Annotated in this window: 35 protein-coding genes and 1 tRNA gene; 9 read left to right on the plus strand and 27 right to left on the minus strand. The window is 70.4% G+C overall.

All coding sequences use genetic code 11. From position 1 onward, the window contains the following. The first annotated feature begins 494 nt into the window (after positions 1-494). Positions 495-1196, plus strand: coding sequence for a hypothetical protein (locus tag QM714_RS00005; RefSeq protein ID WP_415096362.1), 702 nt, complete (start codon positions 495-497; stop codon positions 1194-1196). 201 nt (positions 1197-1397) lie between these two features. Next, entirely contained in the window at positions 1398-1832 is a 435-nt protein-coding gene (locus QM714_RS00010; protein WP_415096364.1) for a hypothetical protein, read from the plus strand. Here QM714_RS00010 and QM714_RS00015 read toward each other — a convergent pair. From QM714_RS00015 to QM714_RS00115, 21 genes are all read right to left on the minus strand, one after another. Beyond that, positions 1829-2221 carry a hypothetical protein gene (locus QM714_RS00015; protein ID WP_415096366.1) on the minus strand — a complete coding sequence of 131 codons (393 nt, stop codon included), beginning with the start codon at positions 2219-2221 and terminating at the stop codon, positions 1829-1831. The genes QM714_RS00010 and QM714_RS00015 overlap by 4 nt on opposite strands. A gap of 5 nt (positions 2222-2226) precedes the next feature. Beyond that, positions 2227-2382, minus strand: coding sequence for a hypothetical protein (locus QM714_RS00020; RefSeq protein ID WP_415096368.1), 156 nt, complete (start codon positions 2380-2382; stop codon positions 2227-2229). Continuing rightward, a complete protein-coding gene (locus QM714_RS00025) occupies positions 2379-2558 on the minus strand; it encodes a hypothetical protein (protein WP_415096370.1) in 180 nt (59 codons plus the stop codon). Before QM714_RS00025 ends, QM714_RS00020 begins: the two co-directional genes overlap by 4 nt. Beyond that, positions 2555-2773 (minus strand): hypothetical protein, encoded by a 219-nt coding sequence (locus QM714_RS00030; RefSeq protein WP_415096372.1) that lies wholly within the window; start codon positions 2771-2773, stop codon positions 2555-2557. The genes QM714_RS00025 and QM714_RS00030 overlap by 4 nt, the downstream gene beginning before the upstream one ends. Next, positions 2770-3333 carry a hypothetical protein gene (locus QM714_RS00035; RefSeq protein ID WP_415096374.1) on the minus strand — a complete coding sequence of 188 codons (564 nt, stop codon included), beginning with the start codon at positions 3331-3333 and terminating at the stop codon, positions 2770-2772. The genes QM714_RS00030 and QM714_RS00035 overlap by 4 nt, the downstream gene beginning before the upstream one ends. Then, on the minus strand, positions 3330-3713 hold the full coding sequence (locus tag QM714_RS00040; protein ID WP_415096376.1) for a hypothetical protein: 384 nt from the start codon (positions 3711-3713) through the stop codon (positions 3330-3332). Before QM714_RS00040 ends, QM714_RS00035 begins: the two co-directional genes overlap by 4 nt. Next, a complete protein-coding gene (locus QM714_RS00045; protein WP_415096378.1) occupies positions 3710-4450 on the minus strand; it encodes a hypothetical protein in 741 nt (246 codons plus the stop codon). The genes QM714_RS00040 and QM714_RS00045 overlap by 4 nt, the downstream gene beginning before the upstream one ends. Continuing rightward, on the minus strand, positions 4447-5112 hold the full coding sequence (locus tag QM714_RS00050; RefSeq protein ID WP_415096380.1) for a hypothetical protein: 666 nt from the start codon (positions 5110-5112) through the stop codon (positions 4447-4449). The genes QM714_RS00045 and QM714_RS00050 overlap by 4 nt, the downstream gene beginning before the upstream one ends. Before the next feature lie 3 nt (positions 5113-5115). Beyond that, positions 5116-5712 carry a LysM peptidoglycan-binding domain-containing protein gene (locus QM714_RS00055; protein WP_415096382.1) on the minus strand — a complete coding sequence of 199 codons (597 nt, stop codon included), beginning with the start codon at positions 5710-5712 and terminating at the stop codon, positions 5116-5118. Beyond that, entirely contained in the window at positions 5709-6035 is a 327-nt protein-coding gene (locus tag QM714_RS00060; protein WP_415096384.1) for a hypothetical protein, read from the minus strand. Before QM714_RS00060 ends, QM714_RS00055 begins: the two co-directional genes overlap by 4 nt. A gap of 1 nt (position 6036) precedes the next feature. Beyond that, positions 6037-6174: a hypothetical protein gene (locus QM714_RS00065; RefSeq protein WP_415096386.1), complete on the minus strand. Its 138-nt coding sequence runs from the start codon at positions 6172-6174 to the stop codon at positions 6037-6039. 31 nt (positions 6175-6205) lie between these two features. Continuing rightward, positions 6206-6502 (minus strand): hypothetical protein, encoded by a 297-nt coding sequence (locus QM714_RS00070; protein WP_415096388.1) that lies wholly within the window; start codon positions 6500-6502, stop codon positions 6206-6208. A gap of 99 nt (positions 6503-6601) precedes the next feature. After that, positions 6602-7120, minus strand: coding sequence for a hypothetical protein (locus QM714_RS00075; RefSeq protein ID WP_415096390.1), 519 nt, complete (start codon positions 7118-7120; stop codon positions 6602-6604). 22 nt (positions 7121-7142) lie between these two features. Continuing rightward, positions 7143-7361, minus strand: coding sequence for a hypothetical protein (locus QM714_RS00080; protein WP_415096392.1), 219 nt, complete (start codon positions 7359-7361; stop codon positions 7143-7145). 3 nt (positions 7362-7364) lie between these two features. Then, positions 7365-8534, minus strand: a complete 1170-nt coding sequence (locus QM714_RS00085) for a hypothetical protein (protein ID WP_415096394.1) — start codon at positions 8532-8534, stop codon at positions 7365-7367. Positions 8535-8561: 27 nt separating this feature from the next. After that, positions 8562-8711 (minus strand): hypothetical protein, encoded by a 150-nt coding sequence (locus tag QM714_RS00090; RefSeq protein WP_415096396.1) that lies wholly within the window; start codon positions 8709-8711, stop codon positions 8562-8564. Positions 8712-8878: 167 nt separating this feature from the next. Then, entirely contained in the window at positions 8879-9049 is a 171-nt protein-coding gene (locus tag QM714_RS00095; protein ID WP_415096398.1) for a hypothetical protein, read from the minus strand. Positions 9050-9144: 95 nt separating this feature from the next. Beyond that, the gene (locus QM714_RS00100; RefSeq protein WP_415096400.1) at positions 9145-9879 is read right to left on the minus strand and encodes an endonuclease/exonuclease/phosphatase family protein; all 735 of its coding nucleotides are present in this window, start codon (positions 9877-9879) and stop codon (positions 9145-9147) included. After that, positions 9879-10040: a hypothetical protein gene (locus QM714_RS00105; protein WP_415096402.1), complete on the minus strand. Its 162-nt coding sequence runs from the start codon at positions 10038-10040 to the stop codon at positions 9879-9881. Before QM714_RS00105 ends, QM714_RS00100 begins: the two co-directional genes overlap by 1 nt. Next, on the minus strand, positions 10037-11062 hold the full coding sequence (locus QM714_RS00110; RefSeq protein WP_415096404.1) for an N-acetylmuramoyl-L-alanine amidase: 1026 nt from the start codon (positions 11060-11062) through the stop codon (positions 10037-10039). The genes QM714_RS00105 and QM714_RS00110 overlap by 4 nt, the downstream gene beginning before the upstream one ends. Before the next feature lie 21 nt (positions 11063-11083). Further along, positions 11084-12112, minus strand: coding sequence for a hypothetical protein (locus QM714_RS00115; RefSeq protein ID WP_415096406.1), 1029 nt, complete (start codon positions 12110-12112; stop codon positions 11084-11086). A 419-nt stretch (positions 12113-12531) separates the two neighbouring features. Here QM714_RS00115 and QM714_RS00120 point away from each other — a divergent pair, with 419 nt between their 5' ends. Beyond that, on the plus strand, positions 12532-12789 hold the full coding sequence (locus QM714_RS00120; protein ID WP_415100919.1) for a helix-turn-helix domain-containing protein: 258 nt from the start codon (positions 12532-12534) through the stop codon (positions 12787-12789). Here QM714_RS00120 and QM714_RS00125 read toward each other — a convergent pair. Further along, positions 12752-12827 (minus strand) — tRNA-Lys (locus tag QM714_RS00125). The two genes, QM714_RS00120 and QM714_RS00125, sit on opposite strands and share 38 nt — an antisense overlap. A 120-nt stretch (positions 12828-12947) precedes the next feature. Between QM714_RS00125 and QM714_RS00130 the strand changes: the two genes are divergently transcribed. Then, positions 12948-13895, plus strand: a complete 948-nt coding sequence (locus tag QM714_RS00130) for a pirin family protein (protein WP_415096408.1) — start codon at positions 12948-12950, stop codon at positions 13893-13895. Here QM714_RS00130 and QM714_RS00135 read toward each other — a convergent pair. Beyond that, a complete protein-coding gene (locus tag QM714_RS00135) occupies positions 13880-14512 on the minus strand; it encodes a TIGR03086 family metal-binding protein (protein WP_415096410.1) in 633 nt (210 codons plus the stop codon). The two genes, QM714_RS00130 and QM714_RS00135, sit on opposite strands and share 16 nt — an antisense overlap. 61 nt (positions 14513-14573) lie before the next feature. Between QM714_RS00135 and QM714_RS00140 the strand changes: the two genes are divergently transcribed. From QM714_RS00140 to QM714_RS00160, 5 genes are all read left to right on the plus strand, one after another. Next, positions 14574-15545 carry a helix-turn-helix transcriptional regulator gene (locus QM714_RS00140; protein ID WP_415096412.1) on the plus strand — a complete coding sequence of 324 codons (972 nt, stop codon included), beginning with the start codon at positions 14574-14576 and terminating at the stop codon, positions 15543-15545. Positions 15546-15677: 132 nt separating this feature from the next. Beyond that, positions 15678-15965 carry an excalibur calcium-binding domain-containing protein gene (locus QM714_RS00145; protein WP_415096414.1) on the plus strand — a complete coding sequence of 96 codons (288 nt, stop codon included), beginning with the start codon at positions 15678-15680 and terminating at the stop codon, positions 15963-15965. Between the two features lie 3 nt (positions 15966-15968). Next, entirely contained in the window at positions 15969-16130 is a 162-nt protein-coding gene (locus tag QM714_RS00150) for a DUF4236 domain-containing protein (RefSeq protein WP_415096416.1), read from the plus strand. A 66-nt stretch (positions 16131-16196) separates the two neighbouring features. Continuing rightward, on the plus strand, positions 16197-16643 hold the full coding sequence (locus tag QM714_RS00155) for a hypothetical protein (protein WP_415096418.1): 447 nt from the start codon (positions 16197-16199) through the stop codon (positions 16641-16643). A 1-nt stretch (position 16644) separates the two neighbouring features. Continuing rightward, entirely contained in the window at positions 16645-17196 is a 552-nt protein-coding gene (locus QM714_RS00160; RefSeq protein ID WP_415096420.1) for a hypothetical protein, read from the plus strand. A 159-nt stretch (positions 17197-17355) separates the two neighbouring features. On the opposite strand, the gene QM714_RS00165 is transcribed toward QM714_RS00160, so the two are convergent. From QM714_RS00165 to QM714_RS00180, 4 genes are read right to left on the minus strand one after another with little or no spacing between them, the layout of a single operon-like run. After that, positions 17356-18225, minus strand: a complete 870-nt coding sequence (locus tag QM714_RS00165; RefSeq protein WP_415096422.1) for a hypothetical protein — start codon at positions 18223-18225, stop codon at positions 17356-17358. A 9-nt stretch (positions 18226-18234) separates the two neighbouring features. Beyond that, positions 18235-18993, minus strand: a complete 759-nt coding sequence (locus tag QM714_RS00170) for a hypothetical protein (RefSeq protein ID WP_415096424.1) — start codon at positions 18991-18993, stop codon at positions 18235-18237. Next, positions 18990-21554: a hypothetical protein gene (locus QM714_RS00175; RefSeq protein ID WP_415096426.1), complete on the minus strand. Its 2565-nt coding sequence runs from the start codon at positions 21552-21554 to the stop codon at positions 18990-18992. Before QM714_RS00175 ends, QM714_RS00170 begins: the two co-directional genes overlap by 4 nt. After that, positions 21554-21820, minus strand: coding sequence for a hypothetical protein (locus QM714_RS00180; protein ID WP_415096428.1), 267 nt, complete (start codon positions 21818-21820; stop codon positions 21554-21556). Before QM714_RS00180 ends, QM714_RS00175 begins: the two co-directional genes overlap by 1 nt. Positions 21821-21822: the final 2 nt, after the last annotated feature.

Genomic DNA, 21822 nt, shown 5'->3' on the forward strand with positions numbered 1-21822 from the left:
GGCGGAGACGACGGGGCCGGGGGCGAGCCTGTTCTCCCAGGCGACCCCGCCCCCGAGCGAGGAGATCCCGAGCCCGGACCCACTGTCGGGCCCTCTCAACGCGAGCCCGAACCTCGGCGCCGACGCCGGTTCCGGTTCCAGAGTCCGTTGGATTAGGTCTCGCAAGACTCGCCGTCTATCCGGGCCGGTGTGCACACCGCCGGCGGGATCGTGGCCGAGCTGTTCGCCCGCCCGGGCACCCCCGCCAGCGGGAGGCGCGCTGTGGGTGCCCGATGACGACGACGCCAAGGCGATCGGTGACCCGCTGGCCGGGCTGGCCTCGAGGCGGTATGGGCGACGGCCCGGAGAACCCTACGTGACCGACCTGATCGGTCTGGCGATCGGTCTGCTCGGCTACGTGGTAAAGCAGCGGGTCAAGCGCACCCAGCTTTACCAGGCCTTCGCCGGGGAGATCGCCACGAGGCCGAGCCCGAGCAGCCCGACGAGGTTGCCCTGTGAGCGATGCGGTCTCGTTCCCGCTGCTCAACCCGGACCTGAACCAGATCTTGTTGGTGATCGGCCGCAAGGGGTCGGGCAAGTCGGTGTTCGCCCGCGAGGTCTTCATTAGCTGGCCCTACATCGACAAGTTCGTGATCGACCCGACCGGCGACGCCGATCCGGGCCCGGGAGCGACCACGATCCGCACCCTGCCGGCCCAGCTGCCCGAGGGCATCCGCAAGGGTGACTTCAAGACCACCCGCTGGATCGCGGACCCCTCGAGCAAGACCTACCGCGAGGATCTCGACCGGGCTGTGGGCCTGGCCCTGTATCCCAAGCACCGCAGGGTGTTGTTGTGGGTGGACGAGGCCGGCGAGGTGTTCCCCGCCGGCCGCACCGGTCCGTCAGCTCGCACCCTGTTGCAGCAGTCTCGGCACTGGTACGCCTCCCTGATCGCGTGCACGCCGCGGCCGGTCACGATCGACCCGCTGCTGTTGTCCCAGGCCGACCGGGTGGTGATCTACGACCTCCCGCACCCGCGCGACCGCGAGCGCGTCGCCGCCGGCATCGGCGTCCCGCCCGGCGACCTCAACCGCGCGCTGGACGAGACCCGCGCCCGGGGCCCGCACTGGTACCTGCTCTATGACGCCCGCGCGCACGAGCTCTACCGGTGCCCACCCCTGCCAATCAGCGCCGGCTACAAGCACGCCGAGCAGTGAGCACCAGGAGGAGACCGAGGTGGGGTTTCGTAACCCGTCGACCGCGATCAGTGAGCTGGTGGCTGACAAGCTGGCGGGTGCGATCATCAAGACCGCCGAGACCGGCAACCGGGTCGAGATCGCTGAGGTCGCCGGCCGCGGGATCATCAACTACTTCACGAACCCGGCCTCAGATTTCCCGGCCGGCTGTCGGCCGCGCGGGTGTTTGCGCCGGACTCCTATCAGCTGCTCCTGGCTGGCCCTGGCGAGAACCCGGCCGGCAACGCCTCATTGATCCTCTCGGCCGCAGCTGACGGGTCGTGGAACCAGCTCGACGCCTACGCCGACAAGGTCGGGATCCACACCACCGGTGACGGCCTGGTGCTCAACGGCTCGAGGGGTCTGCGGGCCGTCGATTTCGGCTTCGTCAACCCGACCACGGACGCCTCGGGGCAGGTCTCGGTCGCACACGACCTGGGCCGTGCTCCGGTGGCGGTGCTCACCGGCCCGGTGACCACCACGGCGAACTGGCGGATGCTGAACATGCGGGGCAGCAACACCGCGACGACCCTGTGGTTCGAGGCCCGCAACGTGACCACCAACGCGGTCGCCGACGCCGGCCAGACGGTCGGGTTCTTCTGGGTGGCGCTGGCCTAGCGGCGCTGCTTGAGCACGACGTATTGGACCCGCATGGTGCCGACCGCGTTGTTGTCGGCGCCGGTCCATTGACAGATCAGCACCGACCCGCCAGGGACCTGGATGGGTGAGCCCTGGTCGGCCACGTCGAAGTTCCCCGCCCTCGAGCCGTCGAGCACGCCGGCCGGAGCGATGCTGTCGAGGTAGAGCCTCGCGGCGGTCTGGTTGCTCGAGGTGCAGTGCACCACGATCCGCTCGACCAGCCACAGCTCGTCTTGCGGGACTTGGGGCAGCTCGACCTGGGCGAGACCGCCGGCGGCCGGTTGGGAGCGGACCGCGGCGCGGCGGTAGTCCTCGATCAGCCACGCCGAGGCCGGCGCGAGCTGGGTGGGCAGGTGCGTGCGGGGCACGGGGGTTATCCGCCGGGCAGCAGCTTGGTCGCGAACGGGCGCCGCCGGCCGCGGCCCTCGTAGGCGTCCCACAGCGCGACCGCCCCGATGATGATGCCGCCGTACCCGATCCACAGCGCCACCTGCCGGTCGGGGATGAACGGCTTGCGGGCCCTGCTCACTGCGAGCCGCCTCGGCGCTTGGGCATGGTGATCCCGGTGACCGCGCCGATGCAGGCCGCGACCACGTACCCGAACACATCGGGCACCGCCACGCCGGCGAGCGCGAGGACCACCACCGCGATCAGCGCGAGCGCGGTCAGGGCGGCGAGCACCAGGAGGTCGAGCTGAGACTTCATCGTCGTCCTGCTTTCTGTTGTTGGGCGGGCACCTCGAGGGCCCGGAGCCGGGCCTCGTGGTCCCGGTAGCGCTCCACGGCGTGCTCGACGGTCTCGCGGAGCTTGTCAACGGCTTCGGGCAGCTGCGCGATCCGCGCGAGCGCACGCCACAGCGCGGTCACCGCCAGCCCCACGAGCACGGTCACCGCTACCCAGAAGACGTCCATGGCGGTCACCCAGCCACCCCGGGCAGCGCGGCAGGCCAGTCATCGGCGGTGAGCAGCCTCACGGAGTCCCAGGCGTTGTAGACCGGGCCATCGGCTCGCCAGTAGCCGGACTGGTGGTGGTTGAGCAGCACCAACGAGCCGGTGTTGAGCGGGATCCCGAACCCGTTGCCTTGGCCGCTGGGCTGGATCGCGGGCCGGAACCCGTTGATGTGGGCCAGGAAGTCTTCGGCGGCGCCGCCCACGTTGTGCGTGCGAGCGGCGCCGTTGATGCCCTCGAATCGCCACTCGACCTGGTCGTTGATTCGGCGCACGTAGATGTGCATGTCAACGGTCCAGCCGTTGACCAGGAGCGCGTCGAGCTGACGCCGGCCGGTGTCGCCGGCGATGCAGCGCCAGCCGGTGGTCCCGATCCCCTCCAGCTTGGCCCAGCGGACCGCGCCGTTGGTGCCAGCCTCGTCGGTGTAGTAGAAGCCGACCGGGGCGGCGACCACACCTTGAGGGCTTCCGGCGCCGCGTAGCTCGTAGGGGCTTCCGCCGCCACCGCCGCCGACGACGCCGCTCGAGCTCACTGTGCACCCCGCAGGAACACCGCGCCGTCCACGGAGCCGGTCAGCTCGGCGTAGAGCCCGATCGAGAGGTTGACGCCGGCGGGGCCGAACCAGTCGCGCACGGACTCCCCGGGCGCCAGCGTGATAGGGACGATCACCTCGCCGGTGGCGTCGAACCCGTCGCGCAGCAGCAGGGTGCTCACGCCGGCGTTGGTGTTGCGGAGCGCGAACCCGACCAGGCTGGTGGGGCTGGTGGCCAGTCGGGTGACGCCGGCGCCGACAGGGACGGGCCGGGAGCCGTGCAGGGCGACGCCGTTGACCGACTCGATGACCTGGGTGCGGAGGGTCTCGAGCCACTCGGTGAACATGATCTGGGCGTCGAGTTCGGACTGTTCGCTCATCTGCTGGTGCCTTTCGTTGTGGCGCCGGCAGCGAGGCCGGCGGCCCTGAGTTCGGGGGCGGCGACCATGGCGGCTTGGGTGCCGGCCTCGGCGGCCTGGTCGGTCAGCGGCTTGGTGATCCGTGCCAGCCCGACCGCGATCAGCGCGACGCCGGTGAACAAGACCCCCCCGAGCACGATCGCGTTGCTCATCGGGGACACCACCCCACCGAGAATGGAGCTCGACATCGAGACAGTTGTGTCAGCGGCGTTCTGAGCGCCTTTCGGTCCCGACCCCGACCCACTCTTGCCGCCCTTCGCGCCACCAGCCCCGCTGCCGGTGCTGGTGCCGGTGCTGCTGCCGGGACCGGGGGCGCCGCCGCCGGCCCCGGACTTCACCCCACCGCCGCCAGCTGGGGCCGTGGCCTGGAAGCTGACGTGCACGTGGTCCATGTGGTTCGAGGTCGGGTCACCTCGGTCCTCCATCAGCCGCCACCCCTCGCTCGAGCGGGCGACCGACCAGATGTGCTGGCGCCAGATCACGTAGGTCACCCCGAGCCGGCCGGCGTTGGCCTTGGCGTAGTTCGCGATCGGCGTCCCGGATCCGGTCATGAAGTCCAGCGCCAGGCCCTTGGGGTGGTCCGAGCCGGCGGTGGGCCTCGAGCCGAGCCCGTAGATGGTGCCCACCCCGAACTTGTGGCCGATCTCGCGGCCCGCGGCCGCCACCCACGGCTTGGTCCCGCCCAGCTGCCAGCTCATTGGACCGCCCGCCAGGCGCCGAGCACGATCAGGGTGCCGCCGAGCGCGACCAGCGAGGCCAGCACGACGCCTTGGAGGACCGCGCCGCGGATCTCGTCACCAGCTGCGCCCAGCAAGTCATCGAAGTAGCCGGGCAGCCCGTCGTCGCCGGGCAGCGGGGACCAGTCCCAGCCGGCGGTCTGGGTGTCACCTCGGGTCGGGTGCGGTGCCCTGATGCCGCCAGAGCCGCCACCAGAGCCTGTTGCGGCGCCCGTGGCGCCGCCGGCGGCAGGAACGTCGGGCCAGGGGCCGGACGAGCCGCCAGCGGCCTTCCTGGCCGCGGCGAGGTGGGCCCGGTAGGCGCCGGACTTGTAGACCGACCAGGGCCCGAAGTCGCGCCCGTTGCTCGAGATCGTCGCCATCGACCTGGCGTTGAAGCTCGGCTGCTTGAGCCGGGTGGCGTCGCGGACGTTCCCGGTGCCGCGGTCGTCCTTCATCGACCGGATCTGCCACAGCCCGATCGAGGGCCCCCAGGTGGCGTCTTGCAGGTTCACATCACCGACCGCGGCACTGTTCCCGCCGGACTCAGCGAACGCGACCGCGGTGGCCGTGATCGCGGCGTCACGGCCCAGCCCGGCGCCGCGCGCCAGGCCGTAGACCTGGGCGTATGACAGCTTGGCCATCGGCTACTTCTTCTTCGGGATCTCCAGCACGGTGCCGGCGTAGAGGTAGCGGCCGGCCTGGGAAGACTTGCGACCGTGCGCACGGGCCGCGGCCTCGATCACCTTCCGGTTGTGGTGGTACAGCCGGACCGGGGAGATCTTGAACTTCTTCGCGATCACGCTGAGCTTGTCGCCCTTGCCGACTCGGTAGGTGTTGCCCTTGGTGCCCGATCCGCCGCGGGGGCCGGGCTTGTTGCCGCGGTGCTTCTTCCCGCCGTTGCCGCCGCCGGGCTTGGGTGGGCGGGGCCGGTCGCCCAGCTCGTCGGTGAGCTGCTCGATCGCACCCTGGAGGTCGTTGTAGACGTCGGTGTCGGTGGTGTCGAGGATCGCGGTCGAGCCCTCGCCGTCGGCCTCCTCGGTGTCGTCGGCGGGGTTGCGGTTGGCGGCGATCAGGCCGGCGACCACGGCCACAGCTGCGCCGGCGATCGCGGCGGTGCGCTTGCGGATCCGGAGCTTCCCGACCCCGATGGTGCCCGCGAGCGCCCCCGAGCCGCCCGAGCCGCCCGAGCTGCTCGAGCTGGCGGGGTCGGCGGGGAAGACCTTCTCCGGGCCGGCGCTCATGCGATCCGCCGGCGGAGTCGGTCAGCGAAGATCTTGCGGACCGGGTCACCCATCGGGTCGGCGGTCGCGGCGTCGGCCAGGTCGGCGGTGCCGTCAGGCAGCACCGAGGGCGTGGTGACCCGGGCAGCGACCCCGCGGAACTCCTGGGGGGACTCGGCATAGCCGAAGAACTGCAGGCCCGGGTCGGTGTCGCCGCCGACCATCGCCGGCACCAAGAACCCCTGCACTCGGGTGATGACGTCACGGAACACGTCCACGCCCGGCCGGTTGGGGTCAACGGTGAAGTCGGCCACCGGTCGGGTGATCTGGTTGCGGAACCCCATCTCAGCGGCCCTGCAGGGTCTTGATGATGTTGCTCGCGCCGGCCGCGCCGCCGCGCGCGGCCTTGCCGAACTGCGTGCCGTGCGCGACCACCAGGTAGAGCGCGATCAGCCCGCCGCCGTACTTCAGTGCCGTCTTCATCCCGGCCTCCCTCTTGCTTGGTTGTTGTCGATTACCAGGACCCGCCGCCGCCGGCGCCGCCGCCCTCACCGCCGGCGAACCCACCCGAGCCACCGGATCCGCCCTTGCCCTTCTGCCCGCCCGTGCCGCCGAGCCCGGAGAGCAGGTCGGGGGTGCCGCGGCCGGCCAGGTCGGGGATGGCCGGGACGCTGGGGTCCATCAGCCACTCGATGCCGCCGGCGACCGAGCTGAGCATCGCGCCGAACCGGTTGGCTGAGGCGTTGGTGCGCAGCACCGCCTCGAGCGCGACCAGCACCAGCACCCCGGCGAACACGCCGCGCCAGCTCACGCGACCAGCCCGAGCCGGCCGAGCGCGTCGCCGCCGAGGACCTGGACCAGCACCCAGACCCCCAGCGCCATCACGAACAGACCACCCATCGGGTCCTCCCTATGCGTTCACGGCTGCCTTGGTGGAGGTCAGCCCGTTGTCGGTGTTGCTCTTCTTGGCCCCGCCGGCCCTGCCGCCGGGGTTGGTCTTCTTCTTGGTGCCGAGGTCGGCGGGCTGGTTGAGGAACTTCGCGCGTAGCCACCCCGACACCCCGACCCCGCCGAACCTCAGGTAGTTGAGCGCGAGGACGTAGAGCACCAGGCCGGCCGCGAACCCGCCGAGGTCGCCGGCCCGCAGCTTCTTCGGCGGGGTCAAGGTGAGCCCGGACAGGTCCGGGACCCCCAGCTGCGGAGCCGGCGACCCGGTGGGGACGGGTGCCGGTCCGGCAGCTGGGGGAGCACTGCCGGACCGGGCCTTGCGGGCGGGGGGTGGCGGCGTCTTCCCCACGCCGGCCGCTTCGGCTGCCTGGGCCTTGGAGAACCCGAGCCCGCGGAGGCTCTCGACCACCTGCTCATCACTGAGCCCCTTGCCGCGCAGCTTCTTGGTCAGCGCAGCGAGCTCGGTCGGATCAGCGGCCATCGCCTCTCACCCCCCGACCGACTCAGGCGGGTACCGCGGTGGAGTAGGCCATCAGGCCCACCCCGAGCGCGGCCACGACCCCGAACCAGAACAACGGCTCGGAGGTCGAGGTGAACCCGCTCAGCCGCGGCGTCGCGACCGGCGCCACCGTGGTGGTCGCGGTCGCGTCAGCCGTGGCTCGAGCAGGGCCGGCCAGCGAGCCGCCGTACTTCTCCTCGACGGGCTTGAGCCAGGTGTTCACGGCTCAGCTCCCCGCGCCCGCGGTGAAGATCGACTCCACCGTGGTCTCGACCGCGGCGTTGGACAACACCACCGCCGGCAGCACGTTGATCACCTGCCGCCACTCCGAGGCGGTGCCCAGATCGACGGCGTCGCGGAAGGCGTTCTCCGAGGCGAACTCGTGGCAATGGAACCCCCACACCGCGCCGATGTCTGAGCAGTACATCCGCTCGTTGATGTAGCGCAGCACCTGCGCGTCGGGGTACTCATCGGGGGTCTCGTTGCCGCCGAACCGCCAGGCCATCTTCCCGAAGTTGTCTTCGTTGACGACCACCGGGACCGCCGGCGCACCGTTCCACAGCTGGGAGAACGCGCGCAGCACGGTCTTGCCCGCGCCCTGGCCGATGAGCCGCAGCTCGTTCTCGCCGTTGGCGAGGTTGGTGTAGCGGGTCTGGATCAGGGAGTGGAACACCGACAGGTCGGGGACCACGATCTGCCCGTCCGGGCCGAGCGGGATCGAGTAGCGCAGCGCCACGACCTGCACGGTGCCGGTCAGGGTCGCGGTCGCGGTGCCGGACAGGGTGAACACGTCGGTGGGCGGCGCCCAGTCGATGTTGACCGTCAGGTCCGTCGAGGAGCTGGCCGCGAAGATCGCGCCGGACAGGTCGATCTGGTCCTCGGCCACCGGCACGAACCACGACAGGTCGATGTCGTAGGTGCCGTCCGGGACGTTGGTCGCCCTCGAGCCCACACCCCACGACTCACACGCCTGCGACAGCGTGCCCTGGGTGACCGTGGCGCCGTTGTAGTTCTGCGAGACACCGCGGTCGGTCAGATCACCCTTGCCCATCGCCTCGCGGGCCTTCAGCTTCAGACCCGAGCAGTTGATGATGTTGGACTGGCCGTTGGCGGTGAACTTCAGCTGCTTGATCAGGTCGTAGGGCCACCGCGCCTGGGTGTTGACCTGGCCGGTGCCCTTCACCGTCACCAGGGAGCCATCGAACCGGATGAACAGGCCGGCCAGAATGTCGGTCTTCTTCAGCTCGAACGTGTCGGTCTGGCCCAGGCCGGCGTAGGCCTTGGACGACTCGAGCTGGGTACGCCGCCGCGTGCGCAGGAAGAACTCCCGCGGGTTCACGCTCGACTCGGGGACCGCGATCCCCTGCATGTAGCGGGCCGGAGCCTCAGTTGCCATGGGTGTGCTCTCTCTCAGGGGAAGGGGTCAGCCGTTGCGGCGGACCAGGTAGTCACGGAAAGACGACAGCCCGCCGCCGGCCCGGTCGGCCGCGACGTTGAGGACCGTCAACGCGATCACGCCGCTGATCCCGGTCGCCGCCCAAAACGCCAGCCCCCGGCCCGGACGCCGCGCCATCAGCCGGCCCGCTTGCCGTACTTGTCGTAAGCCACCACGACCGCCAACGCGATCGCAGCGGTGTAGAGAATCCCGCGCGTGGACATGTGCATCTCCCTCTTTCGGTCATGGGTAGGGCCAGAGCCCGCCACCGCGGACTCTGGCCGTTACCCCACGCACACACCCGCCTATTGCTCGACGTGTCGCACGCCAGTGACCGATCTGACCGCGGCGTCGCTCGCCTCGTCGTAGGCGGTGAACCGGTCGGCGTCGGCCAGGTCGCGGCGCCACATCCGCCAGGTCCGGTAGACCTCGCCCTTGAGCCCGACCGGGACCTGCGACCAGCACGGCCAACACATCAGGTGCCCCGGTCGGGCCGGCCGGCCGCAACCAGTCGGGCAAGGCCGGCTCCCGCGCGGCCCGGTCACGTCGCCCGTCGACGTACGACGGGTGCTCACGACCGCCCCTTGGGGTGCAGCTCGAGGGAGGTGACCAGGCCACGGTGGTCGCTATCGGTCTTGCGGACGTAGTGGTCGAGAAACTTGGCGTTGCCCTTCCACCACACGTGGTCGGGCGACCAGTCGTCGTGGGTGCCGATCCGGTGGTGGAGCTGGTCGCACGACCAGTTGTGTGCCCGCAGCCAGGCGGTGGTGGGCGTGTTCGGTAGCGCGTTGAAGTCGCCCACCAGGACCCGCACAGCCACCTTGCGCTTGGCCAGGTGGGCGCCGGCCCGCTCGACCATGCCGGCCGAGACCTCCTGGCGCTTGTTGCCGTCCTTCTGGCCGGCGTAGCAGTGCAGGTTGCCGAACGCGACCCGGGTGCGGGTGCGGCGGTGCAGGAAGATCCCGCCCACCAGCCACTTGGGCTTGCCGTGGTCGGGGCCGGTGCCCTTCCCGATCGGCCCGCCGTCGTAGAGCAGCCGCGCGAAGGGCCGCACCAGCTCCATCGTGTGCCGGTCCCAGATCACCGGGGTCGCGGCCTGCCCGACCTCGTGGTGAGGGCGCCACACCCCGAACCGCTCGCGGAGCTGCGGCTCGTGGGTGAGCCGGTCGAGCTTGCCGGCCTGGTCGGAGGCCTCCTGCAAGCCGAGCAGGTCGCACCTCGTCGCCATCAGCGCCAGGTCTTGGAAGCTGCCCTTGCCGATGTTCCACGTCCCGGCGTTGATCGTGGGGGCGTGCTCGAGCGGCATCATCGGCCCTCGAAGAGGGTCTCGGGTGCGGCGACGACCTCGCCCTGGCGGGCCTCGAGCAACGCGCGGCCCAGCTCGCGCAGCGTCTCGTCCCTGGCGCGGCGGTAGCCGGCCAGATAGCCGTAGACGATCGCCGCGACCAGCATCACGGCCCGCGTCATCGGGTTGCCCTCGCGGCGAGCTGGATCAGCCGCCAGGTCTTGGGGCCCGGGATCCCGTCCGGGTCGCCGGCCAGCTTCGGGTCGTTGCGCTGGAACTTGGCGACCTGCTGCTGGGTCCACCGGGTGAAGGTGTCCGACGACTTGTGGGTGGACTTCGGGGCCAGCTCGAGCAGCCACATCTCGAGCAGCTTGACGTGGCCGTGGGTGCACTGGTGCCCGATGGTGAAGTGCTTGCGGCCGGGGAACTTGACCAGCTCGGGCCGGTGTGGGTGGTTCTGCCGGTTGATCGTGGCCGCGACCGACTTGCGGGCCAGGATCATGTCGATGTCGTCGGGGTCGAACTTCCGGCCGTGCGCGTACTCCTTGTGCCCGCACAAGCTGTCGGCCGGATCGGACCCGAGGCGCCGCAGGATCGCGGCGGTCCCGACCTCGAGGCTGGCCAGCATGTCCAGCGGGGTCTTCTCCCCGGTGGTGTTGTCGGTCTCGACGCCGACCGTCCGGGTGTTGCCCATGTCGCGGCCGATCCGGCCGAACCCGTCACCCAGGCCGGCGTGGTTCGCGCGGCCGGCGGCGAGCACGTGCCAGGTGCCCACCGGGTGCAGGCCCCGACACCCCATGCACACCCACAGCTGCGCCAGTGGGGCGGGGATCCCGTCGCCGGGTCGGCCGATGCTCGCGATGAATGCCGCCATCGCCGGCGAGGGCCCGATCGCGGACGCGTCGTGGTGCCACATCACGCCGGTCGGCATGAACGGGCCTGCTGAGCGGGGCCGGCCGCGGGTCTTCCATCCCGGGTGCTCGACCACCGAGCAACCGGCCGCGCGCAGCTCGTCGGCCAGCCAGGTCAACCACACGTAGTCCGGGGCGCCGGCCAGCCGGGCCAGGTCCGGGGTCGGGATGTGTGGCGGGGAATCCATGTACGACCCCGCCTCCTCGGGGTCGGCCAGGCGCAGCTCGTCGGGCAGGTCCAGCACCTCGGGCCCGGCATCGGTCATCGGGTCGTAGACCGCGGTCTCACTCATGGGGAATCTCCTTGGTTGGTGTTACTGGGGGTGACCCGGGCCGGACGGCTCGGGAAACAGGGGAGGTGTCACGCCCGGAGGGTCGAGCCCGTCGCGGTAGCCGGCGCACTGGCCGCAGACCACGCCCTCGTCGTCGGCCTGGCCGCGGGCACACCACGGACAGGCCGCGCAGCCGCCCGGGGTCTGGTGGTCGCACGGCGCCACCGCGGCCGCGGCCTGGCGCTCCTGGTGCCGCTCGAGCGCGGTCATCGGCGGTGGCTCGAGCGCGAGGTCATCAATCCGTGCCTTCAGCACGCGCCCGATCGACCCGGCGCCACGCCAGTCCCGCGCGGTCAACCGCTCCACCAGCTCGTCAGCCGGCCAACCAGCATCACGTAGCGCGGCCAGTCTGCTAGCAGCTTGAGCGCGCCAGCCTCGCGCCACTCGAGCCGAGATTCCGGGTTCCTTGACGTCCATCGCGCGCAGCAGCAGCTCGAGCGTCTCTAGCCCGATCGGATTCGCCCCCCACCCCCCGGGTTGTGCCTCGCGTGCGTGCGTGCGCGCGCCTGCGCTGGGGGTCTCTGCTAGAAGGGGAACAGTGTCCCGATTCCAAACCGGTCGCTGAGTACCGGTTTGGGAGGCGTAATCCGGTAGGGAACTGCCGGTTTGGGAGGCGTAATCCGGTAGGGAACTGCCGATTTGCGTGGGGTAATCCGGTAGGGAACTGCCGGTTTGCCGGGTCCAATTCGGCACCTGGCTGCCGACTTGAGGGAGCGTCGGAGCGTAGGTGTTGCCGCCGGTCGAGGGGGAGTGCCCCCGGATGATCTCGACCAGGCCCAGCCGGCTCAGCTCGGCTAGGTGGTGTCGGAGACGACGATCACCGATGTGGTACGGGAACTCGGCCGCGAGCTTCTCGACCGTCAACGGACGTGCACGCTCGAGGTCCTCAGCTGGTGCCTGCTGCCAACTCCAGCAGCACCTGGCCCACACCATCGCCGTCGCGATCACGCCGGCGTTGGGCGCCATCCCTGTCACCGCGGCCTGCCACGTCCACCAGTCCGGGCGCGTCATGATCGACACCTCGAGCAGAGACCGGTGTACGACACGGTGCGGCGCCTCCCGCAGATCCGACACTTCGCGCTCTTGGGGCGCGCGTACGGCCGGTGGGCGTAGGCATCAGCCGCCCGCTGGTTGTCGGCCTCGTAGCGCCGCCACGCAGCTAGCCACTGCGCCCGCTCTTGCCGGCGCTCCCAGCTGCTCGTCACGAGTCACGCAGGAAGATGACGACCACCCACGCCGCGAAGGCGATGGCGACGATTTCGGAGATGCCGAGGATTACCCTGAGTATCTGCACAACGTCGAGAATGGAAGATCTTCCACGAAATACCTTGACGACACTCCGGCGTCAATCCCGCTATTTGTGCGAGTATGTGCACATGACAGAGATGGCTAACGAGGGCGTCGCGCTCGAGTTCCACGAGGGCGACCGGATGCGCAAGGCGCTCGAGCACGCCGGGATGACCAACGACCAGATGGCTGAGTACCTGGGTGTGGGCCCGGCCACGATCAGCAGATGGACTAGGGGCCATAGTCCGACGAAGCGCGGCACTCGCCGCTTGTGGGCCCTGCGGACCGGCGTCTCGCTCGAGTGGCTAGAGACGGGAAAGGCCCCCCGGTCGGACGGACCGGAGGGCCTGGAAGTTGGTGAGGTGGTACGCCATCAGGGACTCGAACCCCGAACCCGCTGATTAAGAGTCAGCTGCTCTGCCAATTGAGCTAATGGCGCGTGCCGGAAGCGTCGTCCAGACTACCAGCGGGGCGAGGGTCGGGCGAAATCGTCGGGAGCCGGAATATTTAAGATTCAACTATCGTTGGACGGGACATCCGCGACGAAAGGATGCACGCCATGCCAGCAGTGACTGTCGACGACCTGACCACCTTGCCGCGAGTGCGGCGCCCGGGGCTGGGCGACCAGCCACGCCCGGTCTGGCAGGTGACCACTGCTCCCGCGGGCTACGAGGGTGAGGGCTTCCCGGTGCGCCGGGCCTTCGCCGGAATCGACCTGGCCCGGCTCGACCCCTTCGTGATGATGGACCAGATGGGCGAGGTGGAGTATGCCCCCGGTGAGCCCAAGGGCACGCCCTGGCACCCGCACCGCGGCTTCGAGACGGTGACCTACATCATCGACGGGGTCTTCGACCACCAGGACTCCCATGGAGGTGGCGGCTCCATCACCAACGGCGACACCCAGTGGATGACCGCCGGCGCCGGCATCCTGCACATCGAGACTCCGCCGGAGTGGCTGGTCCAGCAGGGTGGGCTGTTCCACGGCATCCAGCTCTGGGTCAACCTTCCGCGTGAGGCGAAGGCGAACGCCCCGAAGTATCAGGACCTGCGGTCGAGCACCGTCGCGCTGCTGTCCAGCGAGGACGCTGGCGCCATCGTGCGGGTCATCGCCGGCTCGGTGGAGGGCCACGAGGGCCCCGGGGCGACGTACACCCCGATGACCCTCGTGCACGCCACCCTCGAGCCCGGTGCGCAACTCGAGCTGCCCTGGGACGTCGACTTCAACGCGCTGGTCTACGTCCTGAACGGTGACGGAACCGTCGGCACGGACCGGCAGCCGATCCACACCGGACAGTCTGCCCTGTTCGGCGCCGGTGACTTCCTCACCGTTGCCGCCGACGGCAACCAGGAGAGCCGCTCGCCGAAGCTGGACGTGGTCATCCTCGGCGGCCGCCCGATCCGGGAGCCGCTGGCCTGGGCCGGCCCGTTCGTGATGAACACCAAGGCCGAGGTCGTGCAGGCCTACGAGGACTTCCGGAAAGGCTGCTTCGGTCACATCCCGGCGTGACCCTTGACCGGCGCTCGCCAGGCGGGGTCGCGGCCCATCCAGCCCACCAGCCGGTCGTAGGCCGAACGGTCGTCGGGCACGTCGACCACGTCACTGAACGGGAGCTGCTCACGCCCCTCCCTCGGGAGCCGTTGCAGCGCCGCCTCCAGGAGGGGCACGGCGAGCGCCTGGTCGAGCAGGTCTGTCCGCCCGATGGCGACGGCGAGGTCCCAGCCGTGGACCGCCACCTCGCCGGCGTACGACGCCACCGCGGCGAACGCCGGGACGACCCCGAACGGCGCGGTAACCATCGCGGACAGGTCGACGTGCGGCAGAGTCGCCCGTAGGTCGGCCACCGAGCTCTGCCACGCCGTGACGAGCTCGTCGTCGGCGAGCTCGATCACCTGCGGAACGTCGGCGAAGCTGCCTCCGCCGAGGACGACCCGCACGCGCGTGGCCACCATGACCAGGTGCCCGAGCAGGTCGCGCACCTCGAACTCGGTGCACGGCGTCGGTCGGTCGAGGTCGGTGGCGGCGACGGCGGAGATCAATGTGTCCGCGACCTCGCACGCACGCAGCAGCAACGGACGCGGGTCGGGGACGGACGAGATGGACGGATTCGGTGCCTGTGTTGTCATGCGACCAGCATCTGGCCAATACCTGACACCCTCTGTCAGGTATTTCAGGCAGACTTGGACCATGCGCGCTGACCGGCTGCTCTCGATCATGCTGCTCTTGCGCAGCCAGCGGATGTTGACCGCGAGTCAACTGGCCGAGCGGCTCGAGGTGAGCGAGCGGACGGTGCTGCGCGACATCGAGGCGCTCTCCTCCGCGGGCGTCCCGGTCTATGCGGAGCGTGGTCGACACGGCGGGTTCGCGCTGCTGGAAGGGTTCCGCGCCGATGTCTCCGGCTTCGACGACGTCGAGGCGCAGGTGCTCTTCGCCTACCTCGGGCTGGACACCTTCGGCGACCTAGGGCTCAGCCGGGAGCTGCGTTCGGCGCTGGACAAGCTCGCCGCCTCGGCGCCGGCGCGGCTGGAGGCACCAGCGAACCGCCTCCGCGAGGTGGTCCACGTCGACCGCCGACGTTGGTTCGCCAGTCCGGAGGACATCTCCCATCTGCCCACGCTGCGCCGCGCGGCCGTCGACCGGCGGCGAGTCCGGGTGCGCTATGCGTCGCCGCGTCAGGATCGCCCACGCACCCGCACCCTCGATCCGCTGGGCCTGGTCGAGAACGGCAACAGGTGGTATCTCGTCGCCTACCACCGGGGAGAGCCACGCACCTACCGGCTGGCGAGATTCCGCACGCTCACGGTGCTCGACGAGCCGGCCACGCTGCCGTCCGGTGCCGTGCTTGCCGAGGTCTGGGACGACCTGCGGCAGACCTTCGAGCGTCGGCCGGGGCCTTCGACGTCGGCCACCCTTCGGCTGCCCGCGAGCGACGAAGACGAGCTGCGCGGCGCGATCCAGACGATGCTGCTGCCGGGGACCGAGGCCCGCGTCGTCCGACGGGACCCGACGAGCGTCGACCTCACCGTGGAAGTGCGGTTGCGGCGCTCCCTCGTCGGCCTGTGTCTCGCCTCGGGCGGCAGTGTCGAGATCCTCGACCCGCCGGACCTTCGAGAGGATGCCCGCACCGCTGCCCGCTCGGCCTTGGCCGTCTTGGGGTGAGTGACGGGACTTGAACTGACCGCCCCCCACGCTCAGCGGGTCTCTCAACGCTCAGGCTCGGCCGAACTCGGAGGGGTTCGGATACCCCCGAAACGGGTGCGGTGTTGACACATCAACACTACTCTGACCGACATGACTTCGCCTCGTACCCTCGCCGCAGCCTCCCTGACCGCCCTCGCGCTGACCCTGCCTCTCGGGCTGGCCAGCCCCGCCGAGGCCGCGCCCGGGAAGTACTACTCCTCCTGCGACAAGCTGCACAAGGACTACCGGCATGGGGTGGCGAGGTCGAAGGCGGCGGCGAACCGGGCGGTCCGTGATGGCTACGGGCGCCCGTCGACGAGCAGGGCGGCGAAGAAGGTGTACGCCCGCAACCACTCCCGCCTGGACCGTGACAACGATGGCACGGCCTGCGAGGCTTGAGCGGTGGGCATCCTCTTCCAGCGCCGCAAGCGCATCGCCAAGGACACCGACCTGAACGTCTCGAAGTCGGGCGCCAGCGTCTCCAAGCGCGTCGGCCCGGTCTCGGTCAACTCTCGCGGCCGGGCGTCCGTCCGGCTGGGCAAGGGCTTCCGCATCAAGCTCTGAGGATTTCTTGCGCGAATATCTGTATAGGGGTAGACAGGCGTACCGAGAGTCTGTATAGTCCTATACATGACGACGACACAGACCACCGGCCCCTTCGCCCAGGCTCGCACCGGCAGCACCACGGTCGTGAGCTTCCGCTGCACCGAGCACCTACCCAACTGCACCTGCCAGCGGGTCCACGTCTATCCGCTGGCCAAGTACGCCACCGAGCAGTACCTGGTCGCGGCTGGCAACCTGCTCGCCGACGACGGCGACGCCGAGTTCGCCGAGCGGGTCCGGGCCAACGGCCCCGAGCACGCCGAACTGCTCGACCTGGCCGTCGAGCTGGGCGAGGCGGCCAAGGCGCAGGGTCACCGGCTCGTCCCCTGGACAGTGACCAACCCCGACAAGCGCGCAATCCTCGCCAAGTTCGACGAGCTCTGGCCCGACGACTACGTCCCCGTGGTCCAGGAGACCCACTGCTCCCACGGTCGCCTCTTCAGCGAGGACTGCGCCGATTGCGATGCGTTCTGAGATGGCCGAGCCCAAGGGTGACAACTACCCCGACCTCATCGAGCTCCGCGACGACCTGCCCTACCTCCTCGGCCGTTACACCGCACTGTGCGACGCCGTGTGTGCGCTGTCCGAGGCGGGCACCCTGGACGGCCTGCGTGGCGGCAGCAAGGCGGTAGGGAGCCTGCTCGGGGAGGTCTGGCGTCGGCCGCGGCGCAGCTACATGCGGCTGGTGCAGATCACCATGCGGCACGTGGGCAAGGTCCGGGCCAACTTCCCGCGCCGTGGACCGGAGATTGAGCGGCTCATGGTGTCGGTCGGCGCGAGGATCGGTGACCAGCTCCCGGCCGAGTACTCGGCCACTCAGGCCTCGACGTGCTCGGCCGGCTACTACCACCAGTTGTCGCGGCTGCTGGCCGACGAGCTGGACGTGTCGCAGCGTGCCCGCGACGATGCGATGGCGGCGGCGAAGGGGTGGGCCGGGCGTTTGGCTGAGCAGGGCATGTCGGAGGTGGATATCGCCAAGCATCTGGGGCTGTCGCGGATGACTGTGCGGGCGGCGCTGGGCAAGTAGTAGCCTGCTACTCGGCGGGTCGGTCCATCCGTCCCGGGAGTCTCAATTGTGTGCGGCTATGGCCGGAGCCCAGGTACGACAAAGCCCCCCCGCCCCGAGCCAAGCGGCTCAGAGCGGGGGGTGTGCGGCTGGGAGCACCGCTGTCGCAAGTAGGGAGGCTCAGCCCAGCCAGGCTGCCTGTGTCTCGGCGGACATGACGTAGTCGGGCTTCCCGGCGAACTGCTGATGCCACCAGCAGGCCACGACGACGCGCTCGGCGAACCAGGCGCGCGCCTCGGCGGCCCAGGCGGCTTGCTTGGGTCCGGCGGGGGTGGCGGTCTCTCCGACGACGAGGGGGAGGCCGTGCTGGCTCGCGTAGTCGATGACGGGCTGGAAGAGCTGCGGGCCCTTGCCGTTGGGGTCGTAGCAGTCGAAGCCCCAGAAGGTGCAGTCGGTGAGGTCGGGCTCGACGTAGCCGCTGCCCCACACCCACTTGCCGCCCGTCCACGTCATGCCGTTGTGGATGGGGCCGAAGCCGTGGCCGCGGGAGCGGAAGACGGGCTTGACGACCTCGAACCGGGTCCGGTAGGCCTCGGCGGTCAGGGTCTGCTTGCGGAGGATGTCGTCCTCCATCTCGTGCCAGTGGCAGCCGAGGATGACGGCGTCGTCGGGCACCGTGTCGAGGTAGGCGCCAAGCCGGGCCATCTGCGCGGCGGTGTAGTCCTTGACGGAGACCACGAACGTCCTGGTCCCGGCGTCGTACGCGGCGGCGGCCTTGCTGCCTGCCCAGGTCTGGGTCTTGTCGAAGTCGCCGCCGGCGAAGTAGATGCGCGCGACGGCTGGCACCAGCCCGGGGGTGGCGTTGGCGAGGTTGACGCCGAACAGGGTGGCGGGCTTGGTGAGCGCGGCGAGTTGGGCGCGCAGGTCGGCGATGGTCGCTTGCGCGGCGTCGAGGTCTGCCTGTCGTGACTCCTGGCCGCGGGCGTACTCGTAGGCGCGGATGTCGTCGGCGGCTTGGAGGAGGGCGGAGTTGTCGGCGGGTGCGGTCATGGGGTGCTCCTAGGTGGTGACGGTGTCGTAGTCGAGCGTCTGGATGGTGGTGCCGTCCCAGGTGCCGTCGAGGGTGAGCGGCTCCTCGGTGGTGCCGTCCCACAGCGACCAGGCGGCAGCGGCGGCGGCGGGGTCGCGGACCTCGATGGCGGCGATGGCCTTGCCGGAGGAGTTGGAGAAGCCGAACGAGGCGTAGGCCGGTGGGGTCGTCGCGTCGTACTCGCTCTGCATCGACACGGCCGGGGACGAGCCGGTCAGCCTGCTGCCGATGAGGGTGTATCCGCTGCCAGCGGTCTGCCCGGCGGCGATGTTGTTGTACCCGTAGGCGGCGAGGACGCAGGCGGCGGCGTCCGGGGTGGCGGCGAGGGTGGCGCCCTGGGTGCCCGCAGTGACGGCTGCGGCGACGGCGGACTGCCAGATGATCGCGGTGCCCAGGTCGGAGGCGACGGTGACGCCCTGCCACAGGCAGTTGCCCATCGCGGAGGCGTGGGTGACGACGAAGGTTCCCGCGGTGCCGGTCCCGACGCCGGTCCATGCGGAGAGCCATACGTTGGTGTTGCCGATCGCCTGGTCGCAGATCTTGGTCAGTGCGCCCATTGCGCCGTGGGTGACTCCGGTCGGGCAGAGGGCGCCCGCCGAGGACTTGGAGGACGCGACGAACAGTACGACGCGCTCGTCGGCGGCGGGGGTGACGGAGGCCGTGGTGTAGGCGGCTGCGGCCGTGTTGGAGCTGCCCTCGATCAGCAGTGCGGGGGTGCTGAGGGTCACGACGTCCTCAAGATCACGGTCCCGGCCGGGGTGTCGGCGGGCACGGTGTCGCCTGCCCCGAGGACGAGCACCATCGCGCCGATGTTGGCGGCGGTGACGGTGCCGGTCTCGTCCACGGCGAACACGGTGTTGCGGTCGGTGCGGTTGTCCTGGATCTCGAAGACGGGGCCGGTGTGCGCGGTGTCGGCGGGGGCGGTGCGGCCGAAGATGCGGAGCGCGACGGTGTTGGACTTGGCGGGGATGAGGCGCAGCTCGCCGTACTCGTTGACCCACTGCACGAGCTTGGCGACCCCGGCGAGGGGCTTGTACAGCCACTCCCACCGGTTGGGCCAGCCGCTGGTGGCGGTGCCGTCGTCGACGATGGTCAGGGATGTGATCTGGTCGGTGTCGGCGTCGAGGCTCGCGGTGGCGGGGATACCCACGGCCCTCACGCCTGCCGATGTGCGCAGGCACAGGACGGTGTTCCCGGCGCCGTCGTCCTTGAGGTATAGGCGGCCGTTGTCGGCTGCGGGCGCGTCGGGGTCGGAGGTCTCGGTCAGCTCGATGTGCTTGGCGCCGACGGTCACCTGGTTGGCGGCGCTGCTGGCGCCCTTGCCGAGCACCACGGAGTCGGTGTGGTCGGCGTCTGCGAGTGCCCCGAGTGCGACCGACCGGAGCCCGGACGACGTGGCGGACTCGCCGATGGCAACGGCCGAGTTGCCGTCGGCGAGGGTGCCCCAGTCGCCGATCGCCACGGTGGCGTAGTTGCTCGCGGTCGGGTTGGAGCCGAGGGCGGTGGAGTCCTGGCCGGTGGCGTGGGCGTTGTTGCCGACCGAGGTCGCTCCCTGCGCGGTGCCGGTGGCGCCCTTGCCGACGACCACGGCGTTGGACCCGGATGCGGTGACCGAGCGTCCGATGGCGACTGAGGTGGTTCCGGTGGCGTCGGCCTGGGAGCCGATGGCGACCGACTCGGTATCGGAGGCGGCGGTGTAGCCGATGGCGACGCAGTGGTCGGTGGCTGACGCCTGGTGCCCGATGCCGGTGGACCGGTTCCCGCCGAGGGTCTCGCCGCCGATCAGGACGGTCTCGGCGTCGGTGTCGTCGAGCTCCGCGCCGGCCAGAGGGCCGATCAGGACGTTGCCGAGCCGCGCGACGACGCCGGGGCCGATACCGATGCTGTAGCGGTCCTCGGACTGACCGGTGAGCGCGTTGCCCGGGTCGATCTCGGTGACTGTGCGGGCGGCGCGGCGGGGCGTGCCGACCACCAGGTGCCGCGCGGTCGCGTCGGTGTAGGAGACGACCAGCCTGCCGGTGGCGCTGATCGCGGGCAGCGAGTCGAAGGTCACGGACTCCGCGATGCCGACAGTGCCAGTGCCCTCGGTGGCGTAGATGATGTCGGCCTTGTAGCCGTCTGTGGCGAGCAGGAGTGCCGGGCGACCCGCGGTGAAGTAGGTCTGCTGGTCTGCGCGGTGGGCGATGTAGACGATGCCGGTCGCCGGGTCGGTGTAGGCGGCGGTGCCGAAGCCGAGGAGGGCGCCGGCCCAGAACGGGGCGGGGATGCGTGCGATGAGCTGCCGGTCGCCGAGGTCGCGGCCGATGAGCCAGATCCCGTCTGGGTCGTTGGCGTCGGTGCTGGTGACGATGCCGTTGGCGGTGGCGGCCAGCGGCATGGGCTGCCAGTCGTCGGCGTACTGGGTCCAGGTGGAGCCGAGGTCGTCGGAGTAGTAGACGCCGCGGGGTCCGTCGCCGTGGGAGGCCCACAGCCGAGGGGTGTCCTCGTCGTGGAAGCCGTCGATGGCGACGGCGTGCCAGTGGGTCTCGGTCTCCTGGCCGGGGTGCATGGTGTTGAGGTCGCGGACGTTGGTCCACGTCTGCCCGTTGTCGGTGGAGACCTTGACGTAGCGGGCGTCGGTGCGGGGGACGGCGTACTCCGCGGCGATCGCGAAGTCGCCCCAGGTGGCGACGGTGGAGGCGATGAACGCGGACGAGCCGTTGGCGGTCGCGACGGTCGCGAAGGTCGCGGTGGCCGGGTCGTCGGCCCAGCCGGTTGACCGCTTGATGATGGAGCCCTCGACGGAGAGGACCTCGCCGCCGCCGGTGGGCAGCAGGGCGTACGGGGACGCGGCCGTGGTGAGCAGGGTCCACGTGCCGCCGTCGTCGGCTGTGGTGTAGATGCGGCCGGCGGAGGGGTGGCGGCCGTAGACGGTGCCGTCGATGGAGCCGATCGGGTAGATGTCGCTGCTGTCGAGCGTGGTCTCACTGGTCGAGGTGAGCGCGAAGCCGGTCAGCGGGGTCTCGCCGCCGCCACCTGCGCCGCCACCCGCTGCCACCTCGTCGATCGCCGCCTGCACATCCTCGGCCGCGAGCCCCGACGCAGTGGCGTCGTAGGTGATGTCCGATGCCGTGGCCTCGCCCGCGCCTGCGGGTCCCTGAGGTCCCTGTGGCCCGACGACGCCGACCTCGACCGTGGTGACCTGCCCGTCCCCGACGACCTCCACGCCGCCGCCCTCGATGACGCGGATGAGGCGGTCGAAGGTGTCGCCCACGTAGGGCGCGAAGTCGTACTTGCCGGGCAGCCCCATCACGCGCTCCTGCTCACATCGGTCTTCGGCGCGAACCGGCCAGCCAGGATGGTCTCCACGCGGCCGGACGGCCAGGTGACCTCCACGTCGTACACCGTCGAGGCCGCATACCCCGCCCAGTCCTGCGCCTGCTCAGCAGACGCCGACAACACGATGTGGCCGTCGCCGTCCACCGACGCCGGAATGGTGTCGAGCACCGTCTCCGACGAGGCGTAGGGGCGGACCTGGCAGCGGACCGTGCAGCCGGTGTAGTCGACGTAGGCCACGA

This window comes from Nocardioides sp. (assembly GCF_047602075.1).
Taxonomy (GTDB): domain Bacteria; phylum Actinomycetota; class Actinomycetes; order Propionibacteriales; family Nocardioidaceae; genus Nocardioides.

Excerpts from the sequence above, each read along its gene's own strand:
- QM714_RS00095 (WP_415096398.1), bottom strand. The coding sequence starts at position 9,049 with ATGTGTTGGCCGTGCTGGTCGCAGGTCCCGGTCGGGCTCAAGGGCGAG.
- QM714_RS00115 (WP_415096406.1), bottom strand. The coding sequence starts at position 12,112 with ATGACGCGCCCGGACTGGTGGACGTGGCAGGCCGCGGTGACAGGGATG.
- QM714_RS00165 (WP_415096422.1), bottom strand. The coding sequence starts at position 18,225 with ATGACCGCACCCGCCGACAACTCCGCCCTCCTCCAAGCCGCCGACGAC.
- QM714_RS00120 (WP_415100919.1), top strand. The coding sequence starts at position 12,532 with ATGCGCAAGGCGCTCGAGCACGCCGGGATGACCAACGACCAGATGGCT.
- QM714_RS00130 (WP_415096408.1), top strand. The coding sequence starts at position 12,948 with ATGCCAGCAGTGACTGTCGACGACCTGACCACCTTGCCGCGAGTGCGG.
- QM714_RS00040 (WP_415096376.1), bottom strand. The coding sequence starts at position 3,713 with ATGAGCGAACAGTCCGAACTCGACGCCCAGATCATGTTCACCGAGTGG.
- QM714_RS00085 (WP_415096394.1), bottom strand. The coding sequence starts at position 8,534 with ATGGCAACTGAGGCTCCGGCCCGCTACATGCAGGGGATCGCGGTCCCC.
- QM714_RS00135 (WP_415096410.1), bottom strand. The coding sequence starts at position 14,512 with ATGACAACACAGGCACCGAATCCGTCCATCTCGTCCGTCCCCGACCCG.
- QM714_RS00060 (WP_415096384.1), bottom strand. The coding sequence starts at position 6,035 with ATGGGGTTCCGCAACCAGATCACCCGACCGGTGGCCGACTTCACCGTT.
- QM714_RS00110 (WP_415096404.1), bottom strand. The coding sequence starts at position 11,062 with ATGAGTGAGACCGCGGTCTACGACCCGATGACCGATGCCGGGCCCGAG.
- QM714_RS00090 (WP_415096396.1), bottom strand. The coding sequence starts at position 8,711 with ATGGCGCGGCGTCCGGGCCGGGGGCTGGCGTTTTGGGCGGCGACCGGG.
- QM714_RS00075 (WP_415096390.1), bottom strand. The coding sequence starts at position 7,120 with ATGGCCGCTGATCCGACCGAGCTCGCTGCGCTGACCAAGAAGCTGCGC.
- QM714_RS00065 (WP_415096386.1), bottom strand. The coding sequence starts at position 6,174 with ATGAAGACGGCACTGAAGTACGGCGGCGGGCTGATCGCGCTCTACCTG.
- QM714_RS00155 (WP_415096418.1), top strand. The coding sequence starts at position 16,197 with ATGACGACGACACAGACCACCGGCCCCTTCGCCCAGGCTCGCACCGGC.
- QM714_RS00175 (WP_415096426.1), bottom strand. The coding sequence starts at position 21,554 with ATGGGGCTGCCCGGCAAGTACGACTTCGCGCCCTACGTGGGCGACACC.
- QM714_RS00045 (WP_415096378.1), bottom strand. The coding sequence starts at position 4,450 with ATGAGCTGGCAGCTGGGCGGGACCAAGCCGTGGGTGGCGGCCGCGGGC.
- QM714_RS00050 (WP_415096380.1), bottom strand. The coding sequence starts at position 5,112 with ATGGCCAAGCTGTCATACGCCCAGGTCTACGGCCTGGCGCGCGGCGCC.
- QM714_RS00025 (WP_415096370.1), bottom strand. The coding sequence starts at position 2,558 with ATGAAGTCTCAGCTCGACCTCCTGGTGCTCGCCGCCCTGACCGCGCTC.
- QM714_RS00160 (WP_415096420.1), top strand. The coding sequence starts at position 16,645 with ATGGCCGAGCCCAAGGGTGACAACTACCCCGACCTCATCGAGCTCCGC.
- QM714_RS00145 (WP_415096414.1), top strand. The coding sequence starts at position 15,678 with ATGACTTCGCCTCGTACCCTCGCCGCAGCCTCCCTGACCGCCCTCGCG.
- QM714_RS00055 (WP_415096382.1), bottom strand. The coding sequence starts at position 5,712 with ATGAGCGCCGGCCCGGAGAAGGTCTTCCCCGCCGACCCCGCCAGCTCG.
- QM714_RS00105 (WP_415096402.1), bottom strand. The coding sequence starts at position 10,040 with ATGACGCGGGCCGTGATGCTGGTCGCGGCGATCGTCTACGGCTATCTG.
- QM714_RS00100 (WP_415096400.1), bottom strand. The coding sequence starts at position 9,879 with ATGCCGCTCGAGCACGCCCCCACGATCAACGCCGGGACGTGGAACATC.
- QM714_RS00140 (WP_415096412.1), top strand. The coding sequence starts at position 14,574 with ATGCGCGCTGACCGGCTGCTCTCGATCATGCTGCTCTTGCGCAGCCAG.